Below are 26,331 nucleotides of genomic sequence, written 5' to 3' on the forward strand. Positions count from 1 at the left end.
CTCCGCACCGGGAGACCGGGCTGCCGAGTGCCGCCAAAAGCCGCGCGGCACGGGCTCGCCGCTGCATTGGGCGTCACTCGCGGCCGAGCGTTGATAGGCCGGGCTACCGAGTGCCGCCAAATGCCGCGGTGCGCGATCGTGGCGCGACAAGAGGCGGCACTCGCGGCCAGAACGGCAGAGCGACGCACCCCGAGCGACAGAACGTCGATTCCCGCCGGCGCAGGGGCCCGGCACCATGGCCCGATGACGACGACGAACGACGCGCTCCTCCGCACCGACAGCGACTTCACCCCGCTCGAGGCCGCCGGTCGCGATCACCTGTGGATGCACTTCTCGCGAATGGCGCAGTTCCAGTCGAAGCCGATGCGGGTGATCGACCACGCAGAAGGAATGTACCTGTGGGACGATCGCGGCCAGCGAATCCTCGACGGTCTTGCCGGGCTCTTCGTCGTCCAGGCCGGCCACGGCCGCCACGAACTCGCCGAAGCCGCCGCCGAGCAGGCCAAGAAGCTCGCCTACTTTCCGGTGTGGGGCCATGCGAACCGTCCCGTCATCGAACTGGCGGAGCGTCTCGCGACGTACGCACCGGGATCCTTGAATCGGGTCTTTTTCACGTCGGGCGGCGGAGAAGCCGTCGAGAGCGCGTGGAAGGTCGCGAAGCAATACTTCAAGCTGACCGGCAAGCCCCAGAAGCACAAGGTCATCTCGCGCATGGCCGCGTACCACGGCACCACACAGGGAGCGCTGGCGATCACCGGCCTCCCCGCGATGAAGCAGGCGTTCGAGCCGTTGACTCCGGGCGGATTCCGCGTGCCGAACACCGACTTCTACCGCGCCACCGACGAGTGGAACGGCGACGAACGAGCCTTCGGACTTGGGGCGGCCAACCGCATCGAGGAGGCAATCCTGTTCGAAGGCGCCGACACCGTGGCGGCCGTCGTGCTCGAGCCGGTGCAGAACTCGGGGGGCTGCTACACGCCGCCGCCCGGATACTTCGCTCGAGTCCGCGAGATCTGCGACAAGTACGACGTTCTGCTGGTCTCCGACGAGGTCATCTGCGCGTTCGGACGCCACGGCACCATGTTCGCCTGCGAGAAGTTCGGCTACGAGCCCGACATCATCACCTGCGCGAAGGGCATGTCGTCGGGCTACGGGCCGATCGGCGCGATGATCGCCAACGAGCGCGTGATGGAGCCCTTCTTGCACGGAACCGACTTCTTCCCGCACGGCTACACCTTTGGCGGACACCCGGTCTCGGCGGCCGTCTCGCTGGCCAACCTCGACCTCTTCGAGCGCGAAGGCCTCAACCAGCGCGTGCTCGACAACGAGGGTGCCTTCGGGGCGACGCTGTCGAAGCTTCTCGACCTCGACATCGTCGGCGACGTGCGCGGTGACGGCTACTTCTGGGCCATCGAACTAATCAAAGACAAAGGATCCAAGACGACGTTCGATGCGGCCGAACGCGAGCTCCTCATCAAGCAGTTCTTGCCCGGAGCGCTCATGGAGAACGGCCTCTACTGCCGGCCCGACGACCGCGCGAACCCGGTGATCCAGCTCGCGCCGCCCCTCATCGCCGGTCAGGCCGAGTTCGACGACATGGAGCAGATCTTGCGGGCGACGCTACTGGAGGCGGCCCGGCTGGTGTGAGGGTGCGCGCTCGCGTGGGCGCCGCCGCCGAGGTCGCGCGAATCGGCCATTGTCACAGCGCCGCGGCGCACGACCTCGGCCGATTCGCGCGATGTCGCCGTGCGCCTGTCGCGCTGGCGGGCCCAGTTACGCCGGGTCGGCCGGATTGGAGTCGGTGCCGAGCCGCCGAAGTAACTCGATGAGCTGGGCGCGATCCTGGCGGGTCAGTGGCGCGAGCTTCACCTCTTCTTCGGCGACTAGCTGCAGCATTGCCTGGTCGACCATCTCGCGACCGGGATCGGTCATGTGCACGAGCACGCCGCGGCCGTCGTCGGGGTTCTTGCGGCGCTCGACGAGCCCACGCTCTTCGAGTAGGTCGAGCCGGTTGGTCAGCGTGCCGCTCGTGACCATCGTGATCCGGACGAGCTGGGCGGGGCTGAGCTGAAAGGGCTCTCCGGCGCGGCGCAGGGCGGCGAGCACGTCGAACTCCCAGATGGCGAGGCCGGCACTTTTGAACGCGGCGGCTCGCACCGTATTGAGGTTCAGCGCCACACGGCGGAGGCGCGACATCACGTCGAGGGGCGAGAAGTCGGTCTCGGGAAGCTGACCGGCCCACGCATCGATCAGAAGATCGACCTCGTCACTGCGTTCGGATGACATGGCTCCGAGACTACTCAGTGCTTACTCGGAAGCCGCCCAGCAACGGCGGTAACGAGACCGAAACACGCGTCAGCGAGAATCGTCAGCATGTCTCCAGAAGAGACGCGGACCGCCACTGCGCCACAAGCGCCCCCGGCCACTCCCGTCACCGTGTCCATCACCCGTATCGTCCAGCCGGATCGGATTCCCGAAGCCACCGGCTGGGTGCAGGCCGGGGTAAATCTCGCCAACCGTTATCCGGGATTCCTCGGATCGGGGTGGGTGCGTTCGCACGGCACCAGCGACGAGTGGCACATGCTGTATCGCTTCGCGGATCCCGACCTCCTCGACCGGTGGGAATCCTCGCCCGAGCGGACCGCCTGGCTCGCCGAGGGCCGCGACCTCGTCGTCGAGTCGCGCGTCGAGAAGCGGACGGGAATCGAGGGGTGGTTCGACTCCCACGAGAACGGGGCCCGGGGCGCCGGGTCGGGTTCGGATGCCACCGCGGTACCGCCGCCACGCTGGAAGCAGGCGACGAGCATCTGGGTCGGCTTCTTCCCGGTCAACCTGCTCTTCACCTACCTGACCACGCTGCTCATCCCGGGCTGGGCGTCGCTGCCGATCCTGCCGAAGGTGCTGATCACGACACTCACGCTGACGCCGATCATGGCGTACTGGGTGCTGCCGCTGGCGACGCGGCTGCTGAGGCCCTGGCTGAACGCGCCGCGCTGACGGCTCGGGCGCGCGGCCCAAAAACTCCAGGCGACGGCCCGGGCGCCAATTTGAGAGCGATCCCGGTGCCCCGCCCCATTTTTCGGCGCCGCTGCCGGGACCGCCCGCCGAATCGCTCGCAAATTCGCGGCGCCGCAGCCGAATTCGCACCCGCACGCGCGAGGATGAGGCATGACCGACGCCGCTCTGACCGTCACCCGCCTCCGAGCCGCGTTCGATGCGGGCCGCACCAAGCCGCTCGCCTGGCGCACGGCCCAGCTGACGGCGCTGCGCGCGTTGCTCGTCGACCACTCGGCCGACCTCGAGCAGGCGCTGTTCGGCGACCTGCACAAGAACGCCGACGAGGCGCGCCTCACCGAGATCGACATCGTCGTGGCCGAGATCGACCATGCGCTCGGTCATCTGCGCGAGTGGCTGCTGCCGAAGCGCAGCCCGGTGCCGCTCCTCATCGCCCCGGCCATCGCGCGGATTGTCCGCGAGCCGCTCGGGGTCGTCCTGATCATCGCGCCGTGGAACTACCCGGTACAGCTCCTCCTCGACCCGCTGGTGGGGGCACTCGCGGCCGGAAACTCGGTCGTGCTGAAGCCGAGCGAGTTGGCGCCGGCCACCTCGGCGACTCTCGCCCGTCTTGTCGGTGAGCACTTGGATCCTGAAGCCGTTGCCGTGATCGAGGGCGGAGCCGACGCGACGACGGAGCTGCTCGAACAGCGGTTCGACCACATCTTCTTCACCGGGGGCGAGCGCGTCGGGCGGATCGTCGCCAGGGCCGCGGCCGAGAAGCTGACACCGGTCACGCTCGAACTCGGGGGCAAGTCGCCGGTGTGGATCGACGACACGGTCGACCTGCACATCGCCGCGAAACGCATCGCCTGGGGCAAGTTCATGAACGCGGGGCAGACCTGCGTCGCGCCCGACTACATCCTGACGACTCCCGCGCTCGCGCCCCGGCTCATCGAGGCTGTCGCGCAGGCGATCCACGGTTTCTACGGCGACGATCCGGCCGTCAGCCACAGCTACGGTCGCATCGTCTCGGACGCCCAGTTCGACAGGCTCGTCGCGCTGCTCCCGGAGAGCGGCCCCGCCGGAGAGCCGACAGGCGGTGCGGTGCTCGGCGGCCGGCACCATCGCGCGACCCGGTACCTCGAGCCGACCATCCTCTCGGGCGTGAGTCTTGACGACGCGATCATGCAGAACGAGATCTTCGGGCCGATCCTGCCGATCGTCGAGGTGCGTGACCTCGACGAGGCGATCCGCGTCATCCGGTCGCGTCCGAAGCCGCTGGCCCTCTACGCGTTCACCGAGTCGGAGGAGGCGAGGCGCAGGATCCTGGAAGACACGTCGTCAGGAGCCGTCTCGTTCGGCGCTCCCTCGGCGCACCTGTCGGTTGCCGGTCTGCCGTTCGGCGGCGTCGGCACCAGCGGCATGGGCGCCTATCACGGCGAGCGCGGACTGCTGACGTTCAGCCACGAGAAAGCCGTGCTGTCGAAGCCGCTGCACCCCGACACTCTGCGCATCGCGTACCCGCCGTTCACGCGGGGCAAGGACGCGTTCGTGCGCGGCGTGCTGGGGCGGCTGCGCTGAGTCATCCTCAAACCCGAGAACGGAAAGATTTCAGAAGCGTGTGATCAGACACGTTGACAATCGCCGCTTGAACGGCTCCCTGAAACCCAAGACTTCCCGCCAAGACGATGACCGCTGAGTGAAGGAGGACTGGGACTGCGTCTTCCCACATCAGTTGTCTCGTTTGCCAGAGAGCCAGAGGGGCGATGGCTAGCGCCGCCGGCACGACAACAGCAAAAGATTCCATAAATGTGATTGCCGAGAGATCGGTGGCTCGGACACCGAGGTGTCTTGCAGATGCCAAAGACAAACGTCTGAGGCCGATTGCGACGGCACCAAGAATTGCACCGACGGTGAGGGCCATGACGGGCGCAAACCGCGACGGTCTGCTCCTATATTCTTCAAGCCCGATGAAGTCGGACCCCAGCGACGAATTTAGTTGGCCAAACACAGGTGCTTCCTTCTCCTGCTCACCGATGGACGACGTCAGGGCGAGATTCGTAAGACGAGCCACAGCAGGATCGAACGGCCATGTTGTCACCCAACATTGATCGAATTGCCGATTTGCCCGTTCGGGAACGACTATCGAGTACTCGAATCCAGTGCGGCGCCCATCGTTTGGATACGCATAAGTACCGGCGATGCGAACTCGACCCGCATTGGTATGAAGAGCAGCACCTACGGGCCGGGCCTGCTCAGCTAGAAGTTCGGCCGACGCCAAAATGCCCGAATCTAGGGCATTTTGACCGGTCAGCATCCGTGTGAATCCGGGTGAACCGTCATACGTTGGAACGCTGGTTGCCGGAAGGGAGCTGAGACGCACTGGACTCATCGCCTGACTGACAGCACCTGCGGCGACAATGCCTGGCGTTCGATCAAGACCGTCGCAAACGTCACCGCGGATCTGTCCCGTCGCCTCCAGCACAAACGTCGCCGCCCCACTATCCAAAAACGAGTGAGTGCGGATAACCACACCACGCTGGGACTCTCCATCGAAGAACACGAGGGCACCGAGCATCCCCGAGAGAAAGAACATGAACCACAGCTGACGGCTGGAACCCGAGTACACATTGCGGAAGGCCTCGCGCAAGATTTCGCGAAATCTCACGACGACGCACCCGCAAACGTGAACGACAATAGGTCAATTTCTTCCTGGCACGACTCGAGGACCTGGGGGTCATGAGTGGCCACGACAACAATTGCCCCCCGTCCGGCTAATTCGCTGAGAGCCTGCGTGACTCTCATCGCGGCAAGCGCGTCGAGCTGCGAAGTAGGTTCATCGACCAAGAGAAGTTCGGGCCGGCAGGCCAGAGCGCGAGCCAGCATGAGCCGATGTGCTTGACCCCCCGAAAGCTCGGAGTACAGATGAGTGGCGACGGCATCGAGTCCAAACGTCGCTAATAACTCACCGGCCTGCGTCTCGGCCTCGGATCTCGACAGGCCACGAGCGATGAAAGGAAGCGTCACATGGTCAAGGGCAACTCTGGATGGGTCCCCAAAGGGGTTCTGAAACACCCACTGGACCTCACTCGGACGCCCTGATAAGGAGCCCTCGGTCACCCTGAGATGTCCCGCCAGCAGTCCGAGGAGGCTGGACTTGCCAGACCCGGATGGACCGGTGAGCGCATAAGTGCGGTCTGCCTGCAACTGTGTCGAAAGACCACGAAAGAGCCACGGACCGTCGACGTGTCGGAATCCGACGTTCATCAATTTGAGGGGCATTTTGCATCGTCAGGGGGGATGAGGTCGACGGCTGTGAGTGTCGGACTGTTCAGTTCTTTGATGAAAGTCTTACCAAGCTCCGACCCGACGATGGTCACGGGATTAGCGACTCCGGCATTGAAAACGCACGACGAATCGCCCACAGTCACCAGCGAGCTGGGTGGCACGACAAGAACCTGAATCGATTTCTCCAACCGAAGTGTTCCCTGAAGGTTGACAGTCCCCCCGGACTCGACATTCTCGGCAGAATCATTCGAATCGGGTAACTCGACAACGGTGCGGCCCGGTTCTGGCAAAGAACCGTCCGACGACACTGCGAACGAGTCACCAGAGAGTTCCACGACGACGGCACCGAGGGCCGCTCGACCCTCCATTCCTTCCGCGATACTTGCTCGACTCACGCTCGGGGCGACACCGGCCAGGGCATCGTCGGCAAGGACAGAAGCACCCAAGGACATCGGACAGTGCGACACCCTCGAGGCTGACGATTTAAGCCAAACGAGCGAACTGCGATCAATCGAGCCAGGGACCTCTCTCTCCGCGGCTGCACGCAGCCGCTCATTAAAAGCATCAACCATCGAGGAGTCCACGGGACCTGATGCGGCTATGTTGTCGCCCGCCTCACGAAGCGACCGCCGGAGATCGTCAACGTCGCCGCCCACGTCTCCCAGATGAAGATCGCGCCACAACGGGCTCGCCGAAACGACAGTCATCAGAGGCACTCCATCGATGGCGAAGTGCGATTGGTAAGACGCCAACGGAGCACCGACGGAACATGAAACGGCCGTCAGAGTTCCGCTCCGAGGCGATGTGATCTGGCCGCCGGGTTCAAGGTCGACTTTCACATCGACAGCTTTGCGCCCATCGAAGGTTTGCCTGGAAACCGGAACACTCCGGCCAGTCTCTGATTTTTCCAGTACAGCCGGAGGGCGGTCAGTCGCGAGCAAGATCCCGATGCTGAAGGCTCCTGCAGCGACCGCAAGCAAGGCTGTGGGCCAAATTCTCCTGGTGACACCCAGGACACGAAACCTAGTTTTCAAGGTGGGACGCCGAACCCTTCGAACCCGCACCAGTGGGGTCTAGATTGCATTGACGAAAGCTCTCGTCAGTCTCATCGAAACGGAATGCATCGGCTTCGAACTCCCGCTTGTAGTCTGCGGCTGAGTAGCCGCGCTCGACTACACCCGCCCCCTCCAAACACTTCGCCATGAGCTCGAAGATGTCCTGGTTCTCAGGATTGCTACGGACCTCGTAGTAGAGCCAGCTGATGGGACCGGTGCTCTCTCGTTCGCACTTCGAAACCGGCTCATTTGCCTCTTCGGGATCCATCGAGGACCCCAGAGGAGCAAGAGAAAATCCCCCGCCCTCACTCCAAGACACCTTGACTTGGGATGCGGCCATGCATTCCACAAAGGAGTCCTGCACCTCGGAGTTTTCCCGCGCTGTGATTTCTCCATCGGCCAGTATCTTGCGTTGCAAGGTGGTTGTCGCCTCTGCCCACGCCGACTCGAACTGTGGCGCGAAGGGCCCCTCGAAGGTGGCATGACCCTCTCCGGAGAGCCGTTCATCAGGCACCCCCGTGCTGTCGACACAACCGGCCAGGGCTCCGAGGATCAATGTCGTTCCGAGAAGCACCGGAACCCAACCGACCCCGATGAGTGCCCTCACCGTTGCCTAGAACCGGTATCCGGTGGAGCCGTTTGACCCTGCGTGCTGAAAGGCCGTCTGATCGCAGTGGGCGTAGCAGACCGGTGCAGAGGAGGTCCTCCCCTTACCCACATAGGCGTGGTACTTCCAGCCGTCACCGTTTACGTAATTGATGTGACGGGTCGACTTCGAACAGGAGACGTTCTTTGCTGACCAATTGGAGAGTGTGATTTTGCCGCACGGGGGCGTGTAATTCGTGGCGGCTGACGCCGGCAGCGCCAGCAATGCGCTGCCGGCTACCAACATTCCAGTGGTGACGACTGCGGCTGAGAGAGCATGAATTCGCATCTGAAATCCTTTCTAGAAACACTGCCAATCAGATCAAAGCATTAACATTCTGAATGTGCAACTAATGGCCGGAATTCGCCAACGGTCCGGAGTCAACCAACTCCGTCGCCTACCGGGAGCCGAGCGACGTAACGTCCTGCCGACTCGTGGTAACTATTAGGGGTGACGACCCGACGCCTCCGAAGGAATCTGCCATGACCGTATTCGAAGGCGCCCGACGCGGCGACGGCCACAGCCGCGAAGACGTGCGGGGCGCGGTCGATGCGTCTCTGCGCGAAGACGTCAGCTACCTCGGCAACCTGCTCGGCCGTGTGCTGACCGAGTCCGGCGGCGCCGATCTGCTCGCCGACGTCGAGCGCGTCCGCCGCTCCGTGATCGCCGCCTACGAGGGCGACGCCGATGCTTCGGTCGAGGCCGCGCAGCAGCACATCGACAGCCTCGATCAGGAGCGCGCCGAAGAGGTCGCTCGCGCGTTCACCTGTTACTTCCACCTGTCGAACCTCGCCGAGGAGCACCACCGCGTGCGCGTTCTGCGCCGCCGCGGGTCGACCGCCGGGTCGGCCTCCGACTCGCTCACCGCGACCCTCGACCTGCTGACCGACGAGGTCGGAGCCGAGCAGGCCGCCGAGCGCCTGCAGAACCTCCGCTTCCAGCCCGTGCTGACCGCCCACCCGACCGAGGCCCGCCGCCGCGCCGTCGCCTCGGGCATCCGCCGCATCAGCGACCTGCTCGAGGCTCGCGACCGCAGCGAGAACGAGGTCGAGACCGCTGCTGTCGAGCGCCGACTGCTCGAAGAGATCGACACGCTGTGGCGCACCTCGCCGATCCGGACGACCCGGCCGACCCCGCTCGACGAGGTCCGCACGGCGATGAACATCTTCGACCAGACCCTGTTCGAGGTCGTGCCGCGCGTCTACCGTCTGCTCGACGATCGTCTGCAGGGGCCCGACGCCGGGGCCAAGCCGCCCGTCGCCCCCGCGTTCCTCCGCCTCTCGAGCTGGATCGGCGGTGACCGCGACGGCAACCCGCACGTGACCGCCGACGTGACGCGCCAGGCCGCCGAGATCGCTGCCGAGCACGTGCTCCTCGGCCTCTACCGCGCCGCGTCGCGCATCGGCGGCACTCTCACGCTCGACGAGGACGACACCCCGCCCAGCGCAGGGCTCACGGCTCTCTCCGACGCGCAGTACGCCCTCGACCCCGATCTCGCCGGACGCATCGGGCTCCGCTCTCCGCAAGAGACCCACCGCCGCGTGCTCCTCTTCATCTCGGCGCGCATCGAGGCCACCCGCCGCGGCGACGCCCTCGGCTACTCCTCCCCCGACGTGCTGCTCGACGAGCTGCGCACCATCCAGTTATCCCTCCGCGACGCCGGGGCCCACCGCGCTGCCTACGGCGAGCTGCAAGGGCTCATCTGGCAGGTCGAGACGTTCGGCTTCCACCTCGCCGAACTCGAGGTGCGCCAGCACTCGCAGGTGCACCGCAACGCCCTCGACGAGGTGCGGGCGGGCGGCGAGCTCAGCCCGATGACCGTCGAGGTGCTCGAGGTCTTCCGCACGATCGCCTCGCTGCAGAAGCGCTACGGCCATCGTGCGGCCGCCCGGTACATCGTGTCGTTCACGCAGTCGTCCGCCGACATCGAGAACGTGTTCGCGCTGGCGGAGATCGCCTCAGGATCCGGCGAAGCCGCACCCGTGCTCGACGTGATCCCGCTGTTCGAGACGTTCGCCGACCTGTCGGCGAGCACTCGGATCCTGAGCGAGGCTCTCGCGAGCGAGCCCTACCAGGCACGCCTCGAAGCCACGGGCCGCAAGGTCGAGGTCATGCTCGGCTACTCCGACTCGTCGAAAGACGTCGGGCCCGTGTCGGCGACCTTCGCCCTTTACGACGCGCAGGCGCGGATCGCCGACTGGGCCGAGTCGAACGACATCCAACTGACGCTGTTCCACGGACGCGGCGGTGCAATGGGCCGAGGCGGCGGGCCGGCGAACGAGGCCGTCATGGCTCAGCCCCCCGGATCGGTCGACGGTCGCTTCAAGATCACCGAGCAGGGCGAGGTCATCTTCGCCCAGTACGGCGACAAGACGATCGCCGCACGCCACATCGAGCAGATGGCCGCCGCGACGCTGATGGCGTCGAGCCCGTCGAACGAGAAGCTCAACGCCGACGCGGCCGCCCGCTACGGGTCGCTCGCGGAGCAAATGGACGCGGCATCGCGCGAGCGCTTCTTCGCCCTCATCAAGGCCGACGGATTCGCGAAGTGGTTCGCCGCCGTCACCCCGATGGAAGAGATCGGCCTGCTCGCGCTCGGCTCCCGCCCGGCCCGCCGCGGCCTGTCTGTCGAGTCGCTCGAAGACCTCCGGGCGATCCCGTGGGTGTTCTCGTGGTCGCAGGCCCGGATCAACCTGGCCGGCTGGTACGGCCTCGGGTCAGCGCTCGAGTCCATCGGCGACGTCGATGTGCTCCGCGACGCGTTCGCCAACTGGCCGCTGTTCGCCGCCATGATTAAGAACGTCGAGATGTCACTCGCGAAGACCGACGAGACGATCGCGCGGCAGTACCTGGCTCTCGCAGACCGCGCCGACCTCACGGACGCCGTGATGGACGAGATGACACTGACCCGCGACTGGGTCATCAAGATCAGTGGATCGACGGATGTGCTCGGCGGTCGACCTGTGCTCAGTCGCGCTGTCCGCCTCCGCAGCCCCTACGTCGATGCCCTGTCGCTGTTGCAGCTTCGTGCGTTGCGCGGCATCCGTCGATCGGTGGAGAAGGATCCGGCTGACGCCGACCACCGCCTGCTGCTGCTGACGGTCAATGGCATCGCGGCCGGCCTCCAGAACACCGGCTGAATTTCTTGGGTGCGACGCGGCCCTCGGGCCGCCCCGCGCTTAGATAAATCGGTGCGGTGCAGCCGCACCCCCGGACGACCGAGGCTTGCCCGAGGTCCGGGGCTGCGGCCGCCCCGCGCTTAAACAAACACAGCGCAGAATCCAGGCCGTCCGGCTTGGATCCTGCGCTGTGTGTCGTTCTAGCGGCGGCCGAGGCGACGCTCGCCGCCGGAACCCGTCTGGTACGGCACCTCGTAGTACGTGTAGATCGCGGGCTCGTCGGCTGCCTGCAGCTCGCCGTCGGTCGCGATGAACGGTGCGTCTTTGATCTTCTTCTTGCCGTATTCCACTTTGAGGTGCTTCGGCGCGACGGTGGCGCCCTGAAGCGGGACAAAGACGAGCTTCTTGCCGCCGAGCACACCAGTTTCGACCGTGGCGAATGCCGGCTGGTCGGTGGAGGTGTCGAAGTACAGGCTCTCGAGCGTGCCGACTTTGTCGCCGCTCTGGTCGACGACTGGCAGGCCGATCCAATCGCGCAGGTTCTCCGGTTCGAACACAGGTGCCTCCTTGTGGCGGGTCGGTGCCTCCGACCTCTGAGACAACGGTAGTCGGCTAGACCATGGCCTGTTCCCGCGCCGGAGTGGCGTGGCGCTGGGCCGCGCGCGGCGAGATGGCCCGAACTACGTTGAACAGGGCTCGCAGCCGGAGATTCGGCCATCTCGCGCCGCGCGAGAGCGAAAGCGAGCGCCGAGATCGCAATTGCGGTCGGTTCAGGACGACCACAAGTGCGATCTCGTCGCGACCATCAGGCGCAGGCCCCCAGATCAGTTACGAGTGACGCGGTAGATGCCGTAGATGACGCCGGGCACGTGACCGAGAAGCTGCAGCAGGAACGCCCAGAGCACCTTGATGCTGGGGCCGTCGACCAGGAGCACCGCGATGAACGGGAAGAAGAAGCAAAGGACGATGAGGAGAATCTTGCGCATGGAGTGCCTGCTTTCTGAAAAGGGATCGGCTAATTGTTGCCGGTGAACTGACCGATGAGCTGCTGGATGAACGGAATGACATCCTGCGCCTGGTCGACGCTGGCGAAGGCCGTAGCGACCAGGGGCCAGAGCGAACCGACGAGAGTCGCGATGATGGCTGCGACGGCGGTGATCCAGGCCAGCGCCCCGATGCGGGCGACGAAAGTCAGCACGAGGAACCCGAGCCCGACGAGGTAGCTGATCACGATCGCAGCGGTGATCCCCCCGACGGGAACGCGAAGGGCTCCGAACGTGGTGGCGTCAGCGGCGCCGATCAGACCGAGAACGGGAAGAAGGATCCCGGCCACGATCACCACAGACACGATCACGCCGGTGATCAGCGCTGCCCAGACCGCGCGGGGCCGGCGTCGCTGCCCCGCGCTGAACGAGCGGGTCTTCACGCCCGCGTCTCGTCACTGGCGGGAGTCGCCTTCGCGTCGAGCTGCACTCGGGGCGCGTCGGCCTGAGCATCGATCTCGGCGAGCTTCTCGTCAGCCTTGGCGTCGAGCTCGTCGAGCTTCTCGTCGGCTTTCTCGTCGAGTTCGTCGAGCTTCTCGTCCGCCTTGGCGTCGAGTTCGTCGAGGGTCGAAACGGCATCGGTACCCGAGCGGTCGTCCGCAGCCGCTGCCACCTCGTCGGCCGTGGCTTCCGCCTTGGCCTGGAAGTCGGCTACACGCTCGTCGGCCTTCGCCGAGAAGTCGGCGACCTTGTCGTCAGCCTGCGCCTTGAGCTCGCTAGCTTTCGCGCCGGCCTGCTCGACGAGGTCGGCGGCTCCGTTCCGCAGCTCGCCGATCTTCGTGTCGGCCTGCGCCCGGAGGTCGCCGACCTTGGCGTTGGCATCGGCCTTGAGGTCGCCGGCCTGCGCCTGCAGCTCGCCGGCCTTGTCTTTCAGCTCGCCCGCCTTGTCGCCAGCCTGCTCGGCGAGATCGCCGGCCTTGTCTTTCAACTCGCCCGCCTTCTCACCGGCACGGTCGATGGCGTCCAGAACCGCAGGATCCTTGTCGTACGGCCCGTGAATGTCGGTCACCGTGATGTTGATGACGACGCTGCCAGACACGAGCTGCGTCGCCGCCCGGCTCACCTGGTCGCGCGTGGTCTCGACGACCTTGTCGACGGGGTGGGGGTATTCGACGACGATGTCGAGGTCGACCGTGGTGACGCCGTCCTCTTCGGAGACGGTCACGCCCGGTGCGCTCGATGTGCCGCGGATCTGCCGGCTGGCTCGGTCGAGCGTTCGGGCTGCGAGGCCTCCGAGGTGGTGCACGCCGGTCACTCCGGAGGCGGTCTCGGCCACCGTCGTGCTGAGCAGCTGGGCCGGGCTCTCGTCGGCACCGTGGGTGGCGTCGATTCCAGTGAGGTCGACTGGGGAGGGCTGAGGACGGGTGGCGTCTCCCGTTACGGTGTCGGACATTCGGTTCTCCTTCGGTGAAGCGGAATAGCAGGATGGGACTCGGCGGGTGAGGGCCTAGTCGGTGAGGGCCAGGGCGCGGGTTCGCGACAGCTGGCGGTGGAGGATCCCGGCGATCGCGGCGCCGACGAGCGGAGCGACGAGGAAGGCCCAGAGCTGCGAGAGCGCGGTGGGCCCGCCGTACAGTGCGGCGGCGATGGAACGGGCCGGGTTCACGGACGTGTTGCTGATGGGAATGCTGATCAGGTGGATGAGGGTGAGCGTCAGGCCGATTCCGAGTGGGGCGACAGCCTTGTATTCGGGCTTGGCGGTGATCGAGAGGATCAGTGCCACGAAGACGCCCGTGAGGATGACCTCGGTGAGGAAGACCGCTCCGAGTCCGAAGCCTCCGGGTGAGGCGTCTCCGAACCCGTTCGACGCGAATCCACTGTCGCGGGCCGCGGCGAAGTAGTCTCCGGTCCCACCCGCGGCGATGAGGGCGAGCGCGCTGGAAGCCACCGCACCACCGATGATCTGGGCGACGACGTATCCGGGTACGTGACGCCATTCGGTACGACCGGCGATGGCCAGACCGACCGTGACCGCCGGGTTGAAGTGCCCGCCCGAGATGTGACCGACGGCGTAGATGCCGGCCATCACGGTCAGCCCGAATGCCAGGGCGACGCCGACGAAACCCACACCGAGCGTGTTGGCGCTGGTGGGGAACGCGGAGGCGTAGAGGGCCGTGCCGACGCCGCCGAAGACCAGCAGGAATGTGCCGAAGACCTCGGCGAGAAGCCGGGAGGTGGCGGGGTAAGTCTGTGCCCTCTGACCGCGCTGTTCGGCGGTAGACCGACTGACAGGACGCTTGCCTGTGCTCATAACAAACCTTTGGTGACGTGGTGAGTAGAGAAAGGGGCCCGGAGTACCCGAGCCCCTCTCGACAGAGACCCGAGATCAGACGACGCGAGCGGTTCCGCTCATCTGGGCACGGAGACCGCCGACGATCTGCACGACGATCGGCGTCTGGGTGCCGAGGAGGGCATCCCATTCGGCAACCGCTTTGTCGACCGTGGCTCGGATGTCGACGGGCGAGACGCCGCGGCGGGTCTGCACGGTGACGCGAAGCACACTCTGCTTCTTGACCTCGAACGCCGTGACGTCGACCGAGATGATTCCGGAATCGCGGGTGAGACTCTCTTCGAGAACCTGCTCGGCCACCTTGGCGTCGACGCTCAGGCTGCCGCCGGTCGTCTTATCGCGACCCTCGCCGCTTTCGACGGTGAGGAGCGTGTTCGTGCGGCCGTGCCCCTGACGGAAGATGAACCAGAGGAGCAGCACGATCAGCACGAGGGCTGCGGCCGCCACAACCCAGAGGATCCAGGGCTGGTCACCCGAGAGGGCATCGGACGTGGGCCCCATGGCGTCGTCGGCGCCCTGCGACACCGTCTTCTGCACGGCGGGCAGGAGGGCACCGACGGCGACTGCGCCGCCGGCGAGGAGGAGGACGAGCCCGGTCACGAAGACGAGGGCGCGGTTGAGGAAGCGATTCGTGTTGGTCATCAGCTCAGGGTTCCTTTCTCGGAGACGCGAACCCGAGAGCGGAGGCTCGGGCTGTAGTCGTACGACTTCAGCTCGTAGTTGACGGCCTCCTCGATGCTGTGGACGTCCGCAGTACGGCCCGACGTCGGTGTGACGTCGACGTCGACGGTGCGCTTGCCGACGGTGACCTTCACCTGGTCGGGATCGATGTCTCCGGCGTAGGCACCGGTCTGGGCCACGCTCTGCGCGATGACCCGATCGTCGACCACCGATGCAGTGCGCTCGGAGACCGAACCTCGACGCCCTTTTCGCCCGGGGGCGAGCGAGACGACGATGAGAACGAGACCGATCACGGCGACGACGGCGCCTCCGGCGGTGAGGAGGCCGACCGGGCCGCTCACAGCGCCGAGCACAGCGACCGCAGCATCTTTCGGCGAGACGAGGAGTGCCGGCTGGCCGATAGCGGCCAACACGGATTCCACGCCGAACCAGGCGAAAACTACGATTAGAAGGACGGCCAGTGTGATGGCGATGCCCGATCGGGAGGAATGGGTCTCACGGCGAACAACTCGCCGGTAGATCGCCGGGCTGGTCATGAGACCCTCTTTCGTTCTCGGAGTTCGACACCCGTGATTCGGAGGTCGACCCGCCCGACTGAGGAGCCGGTGAGCTCCAGGCATCGGTTGCGGATGGTGGTCTGGGCCGCGGTCAGACGCTCGAGCAGGGTTCCGTTCGAGCGACGCCCGACGACGCCGAGGTGGCTGATGTGGATGGGTGTCTTGGCGATCACGGTGAGCGAGCCGTTGTCGTCGGTGAGTTCCACCGAGACGTCGGACGCACTGACGCTGAGGGCGTCCGCGGTGACGGCCGACACGACCCGACGCACAGCGCGCGACGTGATCTTCGTACGACCGTGGAGGCCGGAGGTGGCCGGCACAGCGTCGGCCATCACCGCCGCGGTCACGAGGACCGCCGCCCGCGGAGCGTGTCGGAAAGAGACTTCACGTCGAGCTTGCCCTCGACGACCCGTCCGACACCCCAGCCGATCACGATGGCGACAGCCACCAGGATCATCGCCCAGAAGCCGAACGCGACTGCTGCCAGTGCCAGGACGGCACCGATCAGCATTCCTTTGGTGGTGGGGGTCACTTGACTCGGCTCTCGGTCTCGTCGTTGTTGTCGTCGTCGTCGGACGGGATGTAGACGTCGGAGACGGTCACGTTGACCTCGGTGACCTCCATGCCGACGACCGTCGAGATGGCCTCGGTCACGCTGGCGCGGACGCTGTCGGCGAGCTTCTGCAGCTCGACGGGGTACTCGGCGACGACGATGATGTCGGCGGCAACCTGCTTCTCGCCGACCTCGACCTTGATGCCCTGGCCGCGGTCCTGCTGGTTGATGGCGCTGCGGATGGCGCCGATGGCACGGGCTGCGCCGTTGCCGAGGTCGTGCACGCCGGGAACCTCGCGGGCAGCGATGCCGGCGACCTTCTCGACGACGCCCTCGGCGATGGTGTTCTTGCCGGTGGCGGCGTGGGCTCCGGCCGAGTTCTTGGCGACGGTCGAGCTGGAAGTGGGGGTGACGTTCGTCATTTTCTCTCCATTAGCTGGCGGTGGCGCTCCACGGGGTCCCGGTGAGCGAGGCCCGAAGTGATCAGGCACATCATTCAGACGCATGCACCCGGACTCGCGTCATGCTCGTCCAGAAAATCATCAGATTTCGTTCAATTGGTGGCGCTTTCCGGCTAGCGATCGGGGCTCGATGTACCCCTAACGCCGGAGCGTTTCGTTCGGTTTTTCCCCGAATCTCTGCTGGTACGCGGTGGCGAATCGACCGAGGTTTCCGAACCCCCACGCCCGTGCCAGGTCGTTGACGGTGGCAGTCTTCGGGGTGTGCTCAAGAAGGTCTCGCCGCACACGGTCGAGCCGGATCCTGCGCAGGTATTCGGTTGGCGACAGTTCGAGGTGCCGCTGGAAGGCGTTCTGCAGCGACCGGGTGTGGAGGCCCACATTCGCCGCGGCATCCGCGGGCGTGATGGGCAGATGGGCGTTGTTGTGCAGAAACTCCACGGCGGCCCGGACCCGCGTGAGGCGGGGCACGAGGAACGCGTCGGGGACGTGCTGCGTGTGCCACGGGAAGACGTCGAGCAGAGTGCGAGCCAGCTGCAGATTCGTCTCCATCCGCACCAGGCGCGTGGCTGCGGCGTCGGTCAACACGGGCGTGGCCGCGGTGACGGCCCGTCGCCACGTGGCGACGGCATCGTCGGGCAGAGGCGTGCCGTATCGGAAGACGAGCGATTGAACGTCTCCACCGTGGCGCTCCGAGGCGACGCCGTCGAGGAAGGGGCCGGATATCTGCACGACGTTCTGCCGACTGGGCTGGGCCTCGAAGACGAAGGGGACCGTCGTCGGCAGGAGCACGGGTTGCCCCTCCGTCAGCGCGAACGAGGTGTCGCCCACGGTAAGGGCGGCCGCGCCCTCGCGAAGCCAGGTGACGACGTAGTCGTCGAGCTTCGACACCTCGCTGATCATCGTGCCGGTGACGCTCGCCATGCGAAGGGTGATGTGGGCATCGCCCGACGAGGCGAATCGAAACTGGAACGGACGCGAAGAGGGCACGCTGCGAACCCGAGCACCGCCGTAGAAGCGCTCCATCAGACGGGCGGCCTCCTCGCGGCTCCGACCGGACATCTCCCGGCGGACGAACGGCGCACCCCCCCTCGGCGAGGACCGGATCGGGGTCGCCACCGACGGTCGCGGGATTCGCCGAGCCTGGCAGATGTGCTGCGGGATCCTCGATGCGCTGCGAAACGACGTCGTCATCGGCATCGGGCGCCGAGGGCAGGATGGTGCTCACTTCTCTCCTTCTGTCGATCGCATCGCGATCGGACTCGGACGGAGGCCACGAGGGTTCCGCCACTATGGAGACGTGTGCCGACGCGTGGATGTCACGAATTCGAATGGAAGTATTTCGGAGAGAGACGTTTCGAGGATGGCTCAGGTTCGCGCCCCACTACGCGGGTAGAACGATCGGTTTACAGAGTGACAGGTCCGGCACGTCGCGAATGGGCCACTGACTGGCGGGCCGAATGAACGAAGTGGTATTCAGGAGAAGCAGACCGTAGCCATACGGACAGACCGAGCAGGGGAGGGCGTCATCGACGATCACGCCCAGCTCTCCACCGCCGCCGATGCCACGCTCGCGGCACGAGCGATCGACGGCGACATCCAGTCGTTCGAGGTGCTCGCCCGGCGTCATGGGCCGCTGATGCGCGTGTACTCCGCAAAGCTCCTGGGCTCCGACATCGAATCCGATGATGTGGTCCAGGAGGCGTTCCTCACCGGGTGGAGACAGATCTCCGAGCTCGACAGCCCGGCGCACATCCGCAACTGGCTGATGCGCATCGTCACCCGCAAAGCCATCGACCGCATTCGAGTCAGGCGCGAGCACGACGACATCGACGATTGGGATCCCCCAGCGCCCGCGGCGACGAATCCCGAGCGGATCGTCGAGACTCGCCTGCAACTCGACGCGGTGTCGGAGGCACTCGACCGGTTGCCAGCCGACCAGCGACGGTGTTGGCTGTTACGTGAGACCGCCGGCTACAGCTACCAGGAGATCGCCGACGCTCTCGAACTCCCGATCCCTACCGTCCGCGGCCTCCTGGCCCGGGCACGCCGATACGTGCTCCACGAAATGGAGGCATGGCGATGACACCCGACGACCGTGCCGCTCCCGACGACGGTGCCGTTCCTGCCACCCCAGCCAACCCCGACGACCTGCCCGTCTCCGCCGACGACGACCTCGACGGCTACACGATGGAAGAGCTCGGCGACTACCTCGACCGAGGCCGGACCCCGTACGACCCCGGAATCGAGAACTCCGCCTCGTGCCGCCTGGCGCTCATCGGAATGACGCGCATGCGCGAGCTCTCTCAGACCGTGCTCGTCCGCGAATCCCGTGCCATGCCGGGTCGCGACGACACCTGGATCTCCGGGCTCCTCGACACGATCAAAGCCGAGATCACGTCGGGTCGGGACATCCCCGTGAGCCACTCGGATCCTGCGCTTCGGCTCGCTCTGACCGAGGCGGCCGTCCGCGGAATGATCCGGCGAGCCGGCGACACCATGGGCGGCCTCATCATGGGCCGGTGCACTCTCGACGGCGACGTGACCACCCCGGGCGAACCGATTCGCGTCGATGTCACTGCGAGCCTCGAGTTCGGCCTCTCGCTCGCCGACACGGCCGCGAAGCTCCGCGAGCGCATCGGCTACGCCCTCGCCCGCCATACCGAACTCGTGATCGGCACGATCGACGTGACAATCGACGACATCTACACGACCGGAGGGCAGCGATCATGAGCGACGAAATCGAGCTCGCACGCGGAGACGATGCGGCGCTCTCAAGGCACGACGACACCGCACTCTCCCGCGACCTCACCGCCGCGATTCGCGCCACCGAGGGAGTTACGGGCGTCTATCCCGCGCAACCGACAGTCGAGGCGGCCGTCGATGCCCTCGCCGTGCGGCTCGCCCTCCGGCAACCCGACGTCCTCGTCGACATCGATCGCGCTGACGGCTTCACGACCGTGAGCGCCCACATCGCGACCAGCGCGGCCGTGCCCGCCACCGAGACCCTGCGAGCGGTCGGCGAGCTCATCCGAAGCACACTGCGCGAAGCGGGACCCCTCGCTATCAACGTCAAGGTGCGACTGATCGACGACACCGGTCGGCCCGCCTCGGATTAGTCGCTGCGCTGCGCCGTTCGACCTCGAACTAGGCGGCCGCGATCAGGGACGAGATGTCGTCTTGCACCCGGGCAAAGAGTTCGCGTGCCTTGTCGGCCGTGATCACTCCGCGGTCGAGTGCGTCGACGACACCGAAGATGCGAAGCCGCAGCTCGGCGCGGTTCATGAACGAGACGCTGGCCGACGAATCGAGCTGGGCGAGGAGGCTCAGCCGCGTGGAGATGATCGATGCCTCGAGGACTGCACGCGTCATGAGAATCTCTCCGCGGGCTCCGTGCCCACTGGGTTCGGTTGTGGCGAGGGCGGTTGACTCCTCGCGGGATGCCGTCGACGTGCAGACCGCAAATGCGCTACTGCGAAAGGCCTCCCAGGGGAGCAGTCAGCAGCGTCTTCGATGTCCGAGCCGAACACGGCTGAGATTACGCTCGTGCGCGGGTCTGCGCCAGAGCGTCGAGGATTCGCACAGGTGCGCCGTCGAGGGCCTACTCGGTCGCTGACCTGACGCAGCGCTGATCCCGTTCGAGCACGCAGCCGCCACATCCGAGTCAGGCCGAGTGGGCCATCGCCCGGAGGTCAGCAGCGATCAGGGTCTCAGCCGCTCGGCGAGCCTGCCCCGCTGCCGTGTTTTCGCCGCTGATCGCCGCGGTCGTCTGAGCCCCCTCAGCGAGGATCGCCAGCTGGGCCGCGAGCTCGGGCCCTCCCCCGGCGTCGGACACGAGCCGCGCGACGTACTCCTGAAACAACCTCTTGTGCACGCGCGCCGCGTTCGCGACGCCCGGCGACACGGCTCCGAGCTCGCCGAACGCGTTGATGAACCCGCAGCCGCGAAACGAGTCGGTGTCGAACCAGTCGAGCAGGTAGTCGAACACGGCCAGCACGCGGCCTTCGGGCACTTTCTCTTCGTCGACCGCGGCCTCGAGCCCGGTGGTCCATCGCTCGTGCCGGCGCACCAGCACCGCGAGGACGATCGATTCCTTCGACGGAAAAAGGCTGTAGAGACGCTTCAACGACACCTCGGCCGCCTGGCGCAGATCGTCCATTCCTACCGCCTGAATGCTGCGTGCGTAATAGAGCTCGTCGGCCGTGGCGACGATCCGATCGCGAATTTCGTCTTCCGTCATGAGACCAGTCTACTTGCGCGAGAACGATCGTTCCCTTATCGTGTCTCCTACCGAGAGAACGATCGTTCTCCAGAGCGAAGGATCCGCCCCATGTCTTCCATCACCACCTCCCCCGAGGCCCTCACCGCGCTGATCACCGGCCACTACGTGACCACCCCCGCACCGCGCGACGGCGTCGTGGGCTCCTACATCAGCGGCCTCGCGTCGCGCCCCTCCGCCGGGACCTACACCGGACGCACCACGCACCTGGACGTCGTCGGCTCGTACGTCGCCGCTGAGAAGGTTCAGCCGCGCTCCGCCTCGGTCTCCGTCCGGTACACCTCGACCGGCTCGATCCGCCTGCCCCGCGCCGCGTAGCCGTTCTCGCCTCCTAACAGCGCCGCAGTGTCGGTGGTCTTCGATACCGTTCTGACACGATGAGCGAACCGACACCTTTCCGGCCGACCGGTACGAAGACCGAAGCCCCCGCGATGCGCTGGCAGGGTCAACGGGTCGATGCAGTCGACGGCGGTGCGCTCCCCGGCCTCGCTCAGATCACCGGCCTCGTACGGAGCGTGCAGACCCCCGAGTTCCAGGGCATCACGTTCCATGAGGTGCTCGCCAAATCCGCTCTCAACCACGTGGCGGCGACAGCCCGCGTGATGCCGGGCGAATACACGATCAACCCCTACCGCGGCTGCTCGCACGCCTGTGTCTACTGCTATGCCCGACCTACCCACGAGCACCTCGGCATGGGTCTCGGAGACGACTTCGAGACGCAGATAGTCGTCAAGACCAACATCGCCGAGGTCTTGCGACGGGAGCTGTCGCGCAAACGCGTTCTGCCCGATCGGGTCGCCCTCGGCACCAACACCGACCCGTACCAGCGGGCCGAAGGGCGCTACGCGCTCATGCCCGGCATCATCGACGCCCTGACCGACGCACGAATGCCGTTCTCGATCCTCACCAAGGGCACGCTGATTCGACGCGACATCGGCCGTCTGCGTCGAGCCGCCGATCACGTCGACGTGCAGCTCGGGCTGTCCATCGCCGTGCTCGACGACGACCTCCAGCGTTCCATCGAGCCCGGCACCCCGTCAGCGACGGCCCGACTCGAGACCCTCAAGGCGATCCGCGACGCCGGCCTCGACTGCACCGTCTTCGCCGCGCCGCTCTTGCCCGGGCTCACCGACAGCGCCGAGCAGATCGACTCGCTCGTGGGCGCCCTGGCCGATGCCGGTGCCACCAACGTGTTGCCGACGCTCCTCTACCTCCAGCCGGGCGTCAAAGAACTGTACTTCGCCTGGTTGCAGCGCGAGCGGCCCGACCTCGTCGCCGGCTACGGTCGCCTCTACGCCGGCGGCACCCAGGCGAGTGGCGACTACCAGAAGCTCGTCTACCGGCGCCTTCGCGATGCCCTCGTGCGGCACGGGCTGCCGATCCCGAATCGCGACACCCACGAGCTCTTCCAGCTTCGCGGCAAGCGCCCGTCCCCCGCGGCCTCCGACGCGCCCGCAGCGCCGACCCTGTTCTGACGTCGCTCACCGGGCTGTGCGTCGGGTGGGGCACCTGAGGCCACCTCGCGGGTGCCCCGCCCCGCCCCACCGCGCCGCTCGCCGAGATCGCACTCCCGGTCGCCCCCACCCGACCCCAACTGCGATCTCGGCCCGCGAGATGGCCGAACCTACCGCCACGCGCCCCCAACCTCCGTAGATCAGGCCACCTCGCACGCGCGGCGCAGCGCCGCTCACCGAGATCGCACTTCCAGTCGCCCCCACCCGACCCCAACTGCGATCTCGGCCCACCAGATGGCCGAAACTACCGCCACGCGCCCCCAACCTCCGTAGATCAGGCCACCTCGCACGCGCGGCGCGGCGTCGCTCGCCGAGATCGCACTTCCAGTCGCCCCCACCCGACCCCAAATGCGATCTCGGCGGAGGCCCCCTCCCCGCGCGCCGAAGGCGCCGCGGCCGCGGTGCGGGCCGAAGGCCTCGCGCCGCGCGCGCCGAAGGCGCCAGCAAGCACCAGTAGGGTCGCCGCCCCCGAACGCCTCTCGCCCAGCGAGAAGCGTTCGAGGGCGACGAACCTACCCGCGAGCGTCGGTCGTAGCCGGAATCTCTTCTGCCCGGTCGCCGTTCTTGCGCACGGGGCGCACGTCGCCGACGATCGGCACGGCCTTGCGGTAGGCGAACCAGGCGTAGCGCGAGATGAAGTGCGCCATGGTGGTGACCCGGTTGCTGTTGCCGAGCAGGCTGTAGATGTGGATGACGATCCAGGTGTACCAGGCGAGCACGCCGGTGAGGGTGATCCCGCCACGGAGTTGGGCGACGGCGGCGTGGCGGCCGATCGTGGCCATGGTGCCCCGGTCGTGGTACTTGAAGGCCCGGGTCGGCTTGCCGGTGAGCACGCGCGCGATCTGCTCGGCGACGTGCGCGCCTCCCTGCAGGGCCGGCTGCGCCAGCTGGTCGAGCGGCTTGGGCGTGAGCGCGATGTCTCCGACGGCGAAGATGCGGTCGTGGCCTTGGACGCGCAGGTCGGAACCGACCAGGATCCGGCCACCCGCACCCTGCTCGAGCCCCCAGCCGTCGACTTCTCCGTGTGCGGTCACTCCGGTGGCCCAGATCACGAGCTCTGCCGGGATCTCTTCGCCGGACGCGGTGACGACGCCATTCTTGCGCACTTCGGCGACGCCGGTGTTGAGGCGGAGCTCAACGCCGCGTTTGCGGAGGGCGCCCTCCGAGTAGCGGCGCAGTCGCGGTGCGAACGGCTTGAGGAGTTCGCCGCTCCGGTGCACCAGGGTGATCGTGATGCTCTTGCGGTCGATCTCGGGGTAGGCGGTCACGAGCGCCTGGTCGCGGAGCTCGGCGAGGGCGCCGGCCATCTCGACGCCGGTCGCTCCGCCGCCGACGATGACGACGCGGACCTCGGAGGTATCTTCGCGGACAGCGGCCTTTTCGAGTTGCGTGAAGAGCTCGTCGCGGATCCTGAGCGCTTGTGATCGTGAGTACATCGATTTCGCGTACTCCTTGGCGCCGGGGGTGCCGAAGTAGTTGGTGTTGACGCCGTTCGCCAGAACGAGTGCGTCGTACGAAATCTTCTCGCCGTCGGCAAGTTCGATGACCTGCGCCTCGGCATCGATGGTTTTGAGCAGCCCGTGCTGGAAGTTCGCGTTCGGCTGGGTGCTGCGGAGGCTGCGGAGGAAGTAGGTGACGTCTCCGGCGTTAAGACCGCCGGTCGCCACCTGGTACATGAGCGGCTGGAACATGTTGTAGATGTGGCGGTCGATCAGGGTCACCCGCACCGGCGCATCTTTAAGGGCCTTCAGCGTCGCGATGCCCGCGAAGCCACCTCCGATGATGACGATGTGCGGCAGCTCGGCCATTTTTCCTCTTTCTTGACGAACGAGGAGGCCGGCGAGGGCGCTGGTTCGTCGTCTTCGCTCGAAATCAACTGCAAGGGTATCCCCTGATTCGCTCGCCTTCCGAATTTGAAGGAGAAACCCGCGACGACGCCGCCCGATCCGCCTCACTTTTGGTTTTTCGGCGCGGATGTCCTTCAAATTCGGGGCCGGACTAGCCGCGACGGACGATGCGGGCCTCCCACGGGCGCAGAGTCGTCGCCTCTCCGGGGTCGGCGTAGTTGCCGAGAACCAAGGATCCGCGCCCCCACGAACCCGACCCGAGCACCGGGGCGTCGAGCTCCTCCGACGAGAAGTTGCCCACGACAAGGAGCGACTCGTCGGCGAGCGTGCGCGTGAACGCGAAGAGCGTCGGGTGGTCGGGCTCGAGGAGCGTGTACGAGCCGAGAGCGATGACGTCGGACGCGTGCCGCAGCGCGATGAGCCGACGGTAGTGCTCGAAGATCGAGCGATCGGACTGGCGGTCGGCGTGCACGTTGATCAGAGCGGCGTTCGGGTTCACCGCCAGCCAGGGTGAGCCCGAAGTGAAACCCGCCTCGGATCCTTCGGTCCACTGCACCGGGGTGCGCGCGTTGTCGCGCGAGCGGAACCGGAGCGACTCGAGAAGCTCTTCGGGGTCGCGGCCCTCCTCGCGCTGCTCGGCGAACCAGTTGAGCGATTCGATGTCGCGGTAGTCGTCGATCGAGGCGAATCCGGCGTTCGTCATGCCGATCTCGTCGCCCTGGTAAACGTAGGGCGTGCCCCGATGCAGGTGCAGGATCGTCGCGAGCAGAGTCGCCGACTCGAAGCGGAACTCGTCGTCGTCGCCGAAGCGCGAGACCGAGCGCGGCTGGTCGTGATTGGCGAGGTAGAGGCTGTTCCAGCCGGTGTCGGCGAGGCCTTCCTGCCAGCGGCTGAGCGAGCGCTTCAGGTCGCGGAGATCGAGCGGTACGTTGTCGAACTTCGAGGCCGGGCCGTGATCGAGGCCGACGTGCTCGAACTGGAACACCATGTCGAGCTCGAGCCGATCGGCGCCGGTGAAGAGCTTCGCGTCGTCGACCGTCACCCCGGGCATCTCGCCGACAGTGATCAGGTCGGCCTCGCGCCCGGCGAACACGCGCTCGTTCATCTCGCGCAGGTACTCGTGGATCTGCGGGCCCATCGAAAAGCCATCGCTGTCGCTCACGAGGTCGCTCTGGATCTTGGCGATGTGGTTGATGACGTCCATGCGGAAGCCGTCGACTCCCCGGTCGAGCCACCAGTTCATCATCGAGTAGATCGCGTCGCGCACCTCCGGGTTCTGCCAGTTGAGGTCGGGCTGTTTGGGCGCGAAGAGGTGGAGATAGTACTGGTCGTCAACCGATCGGTCGTCGGTCGATCGGCTGTCGGTCGATCGGTTGTCGGTCGATCGGTTGTCGGCGTGGTCGTCGGTCGATCGGTCGTCGGCGGCTGCGAGCTGCGTCCAGGCCGGGCCGCTGAACGCGCTGCGCCACAGGTTCGGTTCGGTGCGGCCGTCTCGGGGGCTCCGGTCGACGCCGTCACGCCAGACGTACCAGTCGCGCTTCGGGCTCGTGCGAGACGACTTCGACTCCTGGAACCAGGCGTGCTCGTCACTCGTGTGGTTGACGACGAGGTCCATCACGAGTTTGAGGCCGCGTTCGTGCATCTCGGCGAGTAGCAGGTCGAACTCGTCGAGGGTGCCGAATAGCGGATCGATGTTGCGGTAGTCGCTGATGTCGTAGCCGTTGTCGGCCTGCGGCGAGGTGTAGATGGGCGACAGCCAGACCACGTCGACGCCCAGGTCGACGAGGTGGTCGAGGTGCTGCCGAATTCCGCCGAGATCTCCGATGCCATCACCATTGGAGTCGGCGAAGCTGCGCGGGTAGATCTGGTAGACGACGGCCTTCGTCCACCAGGCGGGTGCGGGTGCGGCTGCTGCCGACGGTGCGGGTGTGGCGGGCGACTGGGCTGACTCGTCGGCGAGGCTCATTCGTCAAGCCTAGGCGCGGGCCCCCTGCAAATTTGAAG

At 66.3% G+C, this 26,331-nt stretch carries 30 protein-coding genes; 9 read left to right on the forward strand and 21 right to left on the reverse strand.

Going from position 1 to position 26,331, the window contains the following annotated elements:
- Nucleotides 1–243: 243 nt before the first annotated feature.
- A complete protein-coding gene (locus ITJ49_RS04025) occupies nucleotides 244–1,647 on the forward strand; it encodes an aspartate aminotransferase family protein (RefSeq protein ID WP_194601725.1) in 1,404 nt (467 codons plus the stop codon).
- 126 nt (nucleotides 1,648–1,773) lie between these two features.
- On the opposite strand, the gene ITJ49_RS04030 is transcribed toward ITJ49_RS04025, so the two are convergent.
- Nucleotides 1,774–2,286 carry a MarR family winged helix-turn-helix transcriptional regulator gene (locus ITJ49_RS04030; protein ID WP_055960330.1) on the reverse strand — a complete coding sequence of 171 codons (513 nt, stop codon included), beginning with the start codon at nucleotides 2,284–2,286 and terminating at the stop codon, nucleotides 1,774–1,776.
- An 87-nt stretch (nucleotides 2,287–2,373) separates the two neighbouring features.
- Here ITJ49_RS04030 and ITJ49_RS04035 point away from each other — a divergent pair, with 87 nt between their 5' ends.
- Together ITJ49_RS04035 and ITJ49_RS04040 are read left to right on the forward strand one after the other, a co-directional pair.
- Nucleotides 2,374–2,997 carry an antibiotic biosynthesis monooxygenase gene (locus tag ITJ49_RS04035; protein WP_194601728.1) on the forward strand — a complete coding sequence of 208 codons (624 nt, stop codon included), beginning with the start codon at nucleotides 2,374–2,376 and terminating at the stop codon, nucleotides 2,995–2,997.
- Between the two features lie 171 nt (nucleotides 2,998–3,168).
- Nucleotides 3,169–4,578: an aldehyde dehydrogenase family protein gene (locus tag ITJ49_RS04040; protein ID WP_194601731.1), complete on the forward strand. Its 1,410-nt coding sequence runs from the start codon at nucleotides 3,169–3,171 to the stop codon at nucleotides 4,576–4,578.
- 7 nt (nucleotides 4,579–4,585) lie between these two features.
- On the opposite strand, the gene ITJ49_RS04045 is transcribed toward ITJ49_RS04040, so the two are convergent.
- The 4 genes from ITJ49_RS04045 to ITJ49_RS04060 form a co-directional block, all read right to left on the reverse strand.
- Nucleotides 4,586–5,665 carry a hypothetical protein gene (locus ITJ49_RS04045; RefSeq protein WP_194601734.1) on the reverse strand — a complete coding sequence of 360 codons (1,080 nt, stop codon included), beginning with the start codon at nucleotides 5,663–5,665 and terminating at the stop codon, nucleotides 4,586–4,588.
- Nucleotides 5,662–6,279, reverse strand: a complete 618-nt coding sequence (locus ITJ49_RS18070; protein WP_194601737.1) for an ATP-binding cassette domain-containing protein — start codon at nucleotides 6,277–6,279, stop codon at nucleotides 5,662–5,664. Before ITJ49_RS18070 ends, ITJ49_RS04045 begins: the two co-directional genes overlap by 4 nt.
- Nucleotides 6,264–6,992, reverse strand: coding sequence for a hypothetical protein (locus ITJ49_RS04055; protein WP_194601740.1), 729 nt, complete (start codon nucleotides 6,990–6,992; stop codon nucleotides 6,264–6,266). The genes ITJ49_RS18070 and ITJ49_RS04055 overlap by 16 nt, the downstream gene beginning before the upstream one ends.
- A gap of 316 nt (nucleotides 6,993–7,308) precedes the next feature.
- Complete coding sequence (locus tag ITJ49_RS04060; RefSeq protein ID WP_194601743.1) at nucleotides 7,309–7,947, reverse strand: hypothetical protein; 639 nt, start codon at nucleotides 7,945–7,947, stop codon at nucleotides 7,309–7,311.
- A gap of 521 nt (nucleotides 7,948–8,468) precedes the next feature.
- Here ITJ49_RS04060 and ITJ49_RS04065 point away from each other — a divergent pair.
- Nucleotides 8,469–11,126, forward strand: coding sequence for a phosphoenolpyruvate carboxylase (locus ITJ49_RS04065; protein WP_194601744.1), 2,658 nt, complete (start codon nucleotides 8,469–8,471; stop codon nucleotides 11,124–11,126).
- Between the two features lie 179 nt (nucleotides 11,127–11,305).
- Here ITJ49_RS04065 and ITJ49_RS04070 read toward each other — a convergent pair whose 3' ends face one another.
- The 12 genes from ITJ49_RS04070 to ITJ49_RS04125 form a co-directional block, all read right to left on the reverse strand.
- Nucleotides 11,306–11,662: a PRC-barrel domain-containing protein gene (locus ITJ49_RS04070; RefSeq protein ID WP_123941358.1), complete on the reverse strand. Its 357-nt coding sequence runs from the start codon at nucleotides 11,660–11,662 to the stop codon at nucleotides 11,306–11,308.
- 267 nt (nucleotides 11,663–11,929) lie between these two features.
- On the reverse strand, nucleotides 11,930–12,091 hold the full coding sequence (locus ITJ49_RS04075; protein WP_194601749.1) for a YqaE/Pmp3 family membrane protein: 162 nt from the start codon (nucleotides 12,089–12,091) through the stop codon (nucleotides 11,930–11,932).
- A gap of 29 nt (nucleotides 12,092–12,120) precedes the next feature.
- Nucleotides 12,121–12,531, reverse strand: a complete 411-nt coding sequence (locus tag ITJ49_RS04080) for a hypothetical protein (RefSeq protein WP_194601752.1) — start codon at nucleotides 12,529–12,531, stop codon at nucleotides 12,121–12,123.
- Entirely contained in the window at nucleotides 12,528–13,541 is a 1,014-nt protein-coding gene (locus ITJ49_RS04085) for an Asp23/Gls24 family envelope stress response protein (protein WP_194601755.1), read from the reverse strand. The genes ITJ49_RS04080 and ITJ49_RS04085 overlap by 4 nt, the downstream gene beginning before the upstream one ends.
- Before the next feature lie 54 nt (nucleotides 13,542–13,595).
- Nucleotides 13,596–14,399 carry an aquaporin Z gene (gene aqpZ / locus ITJ49_RS04090; protein ID WP_194601758.1) on the reverse strand — a complete coding sequence of 268 codons (804 nt, stop codon included), beginning with the start codon at nucleotides 14,397–14,399 and terminating at the stop codon, nucleotides 13,596–13,598.
- 75 nt (nucleotides 14,400–14,474) lie between these two features.
- Nucleotides 14,475–15,080, reverse strand: a complete 606-nt coding sequence (locus tag ITJ49_RS04095; protein WP_194601761.1) for a hypothetical protein — start codon at nucleotides 15,078–15,080, stop codon at nucleotides 14,475–14,477.
- Complete coding sequence (locus tag ITJ49_RS04100; protein ID WP_194601764.1) at nucleotides 15,080–15,655, reverse strand: DUF6286 domain-containing protein; 576 nt, start codon at nucleotides 15,653–15,655, stop codon at nucleotides 15,080–15,082. The genes ITJ49_RS04095 and ITJ49_RS04100 overlap by 1 nt, the downstream gene beginning before the upstream one ends.
- Nucleotides 15,652–16,023 (reverse strand): hypothetical protein, encoded by a 372-nt coding sequence (locus tag ITJ49_RS04105; protein WP_370544361.1) that lies wholly within the window; start codon nucleotides 16,021–16,023, stop codon nucleotides 15,652–15,654. Before ITJ49_RS04105 ends, ITJ49_RS04100 begins: the two co-directional genes overlap by 4 nt.
- Nucleotides 16,020–16,208 carry a DUF2273 domain-containing protein gene (locus ITJ49_RS04110; RefSeq protein WP_055960357.1) on the reverse strand — a complete coding sequence of 63 codons (189 nt, stop codon included), beginning with the start codon at nucleotides 16,206–16,208 and terminating at the stop codon, nucleotides 16,020–16,022. Before ITJ49_RS04110 ends, ITJ49_RS04105 begins: the two co-directional genes overlap by 4 nt.
- Nucleotides 16,205–16,651, reverse strand: a complete 447-nt coding sequence (locus ITJ49_RS04115; RefSeq protein WP_055960360.1) for an Asp23/Gls24 family envelope stress response protein — start codon at nucleotides 16,649–16,651, stop codon at nucleotides 16,205–16,207. The genes ITJ49_RS04110 and ITJ49_RS04115 overlap by 4 nt, the downstream gene beginning before the upstream one ends.
- A 177-nt stretch (nucleotides 16,652–16,828) precedes the next feature.
- The gene (locus tag ITJ49_RS04120) at nucleotides 16,829–17,713 is read right to left on the reverse strand and encodes a helix-turn-helix domain-containing protein (RefSeq protein ID WP_194601768.1); all 885 of its coding nucleotides are present in this window, start codon (nucleotides 17,711–17,713) and stop codon (nucleotides 16,829–16,831) included.
- Nucleotides 17,714–18,071: 358 nt separating this feature from the next.
- Nucleotides 18,072–18,317, reverse strand: a complete 246-nt coding sequence (locus tag ITJ49_RS04125) for a hypothetical protein (protein ID WP_194601771.1) — start codon at nucleotides 18,315–18,317, stop codon at nucleotides 18,072–18,074.
- 9 nt (nucleotides 18,318–18,326) lie between these two features.
- On the opposite strand from ITJ49_RS04125, the gene ITJ49_RS04130 reads away from it, so the two are divergent.
- Genes ITJ49_RS04130 through ITJ49_RS04140 form a run of 3 tightly spaced genes read left to right on the forward strand, consistent with a single transcriptional unit; the run spans nucleotide 18,327 to nucleotide 19,806 of the window.
- Complete coding sequence (locus ITJ49_RS04130; RefSeq protein WP_255521656.1) at nucleotides 18,327–18,773, forward strand: RNA polymerase sigma factor; 447 nt, start codon at nucleotides 18,327–18,329, stop codon at nucleotides 18,771–18,773.
- Complete coding sequence (locus ITJ49_RS04135) at nucleotides 18,764–19,420, forward strand: Asp23/Gls24 family envelope stress response protein (RefSeq protein WP_228514048.1); 657 nt, start codon at nucleotides 18,764–18,766, stop codon at nucleotides 19,418–19,420. Before ITJ49_RS04130 ends, ITJ49_RS04135 begins: the two co-directional genes overlap by 10 nt.
- Entirely contained in the window at nucleotides 19,417–19,806 is a 390-nt protein-coding gene (locus tag ITJ49_RS04140; protein WP_194601778.1) for a hypothetical protein, read from the forward strand. The genes ITJ49_RS04135 and ITJ49_RS04140 overlap by 4 nt, the downstream gene beginning before the upstream one ends.
- Before the next feature lie 28 nt (nucleotides 19,807–19,834).
- On the opposite strand, the gene ITJ49_RS04145 is transcribed toward ITJ49_RS04140, so the two are convergent.
- Both ITJ49_RS04145 and ITJ49_RS04150 read right to left on the reverse strand, forming a co-directional pair.
- On the reverse strand, nucleotides 19,835–20,059 hold the full coding sequence (locus tag ITJ49_RS04145) for a hypothetical protein (protein WP_194601782.1): 225 nt from the start codon (nucleotides 20,057–20,059) through the stop codon (nucleotides 19,835–19,837).
- A 292-nt stretch (nucleotides 20,060–20,351) separates the two neighbouring features.
- Complete coding sequence (locus ITJ49_RS04150) at nucleotides 20,352–20,927, reverse strand: TetR/AcrR family transcriptional regulator (protein WP_194601785.1); 576 nt, start codon at nucleotides 20,925–20,927, stop codon at nucleotides 20,352–20,354.
- Nucleotides 20,928–21,017: 90 nt separating this feature from the next.
- Here ITJ49_RS04150 and ITJ49_RS04155 point away from each other — a divergent pair, with 90 nt between their 5' ends.
- Together ITJ49_RS04155 and ITJ49_RS04160 are read left to right on the forward strand one after the other, a co-directional pair.
- Nucleotides 21,018–21,284, forward strand: coding sequence for a hypothetical protein (locus tag ITJ49_RS04155; protein WP_194601788.1), 267 nt, complete (start codon nucleotides 21,018–21,020; stop codon nucleotides 21,282–21,284).
- Nucleotides 21,285–21,397: 113 nt separating this feature from the next.
- Nucleotides 21,398–22,441, forward strand: a complete 1,044-nt coding sequence (locus ITJ49_RS04160) for an Rv2578c family radical SAM protein (protein WP_194602852.1) — start codon at nucleotides 21,398–21,400, stop codon at nucleotides 22,439–22,441.
- A 551-nt stretch (nucleotides 22,442–22,992) separates the two neighbouring features.
- On the opposite strand, the gene ITJ49_RS04165 is transcribed toward ITJ49_RS04160, so the two are convergent.
- Both ITJ49_RS04165 and ITJ49_RS04170 read right to left on the reverse strand, forming a co-directional pair.
- Nucleotides 22,993–24,288: an NAD(P)/FAD-dependent oxidoreductase gene (locus ITJ49_RS04165; RefSeq protein WP_194601791.1), complete on the reverse strand. Its 1,296-nt coding sequence runs from the start codon at nucleotides 24,286–24,288 to the stop codon at nucleotides 22,993–22,995.
- A 190-nt stretch (nucleotides 24,289–24,478) separates the two neighbouring features.
- The gene (locus ITJ49_RS04170; RefSeq protein WP_194601794.1) at nucleotides 24,479–26,293 is read right to left on the reverse strand and encodes an alpha-glucosidase; all 1,815 of its coding nucleotides are present in this window, start codon (nucleotides 26,291–26,293) and stop codon (nucleotides 24,479–24,481) included.
- Nucleotides 26,294–26,331: the final 38 nt, after the last annotated feature.

The organism is Frondihabitans sp. VKM Ac-2883 (genome assembly GCF_015350875.1).
In the GTDB taxonomy this organism is placed as follows: domain Bacteria; phylum Actinomycetota; class Actinomycetes; order Actinomycetales; family Microbacteriaceae; genus Frondihabitans.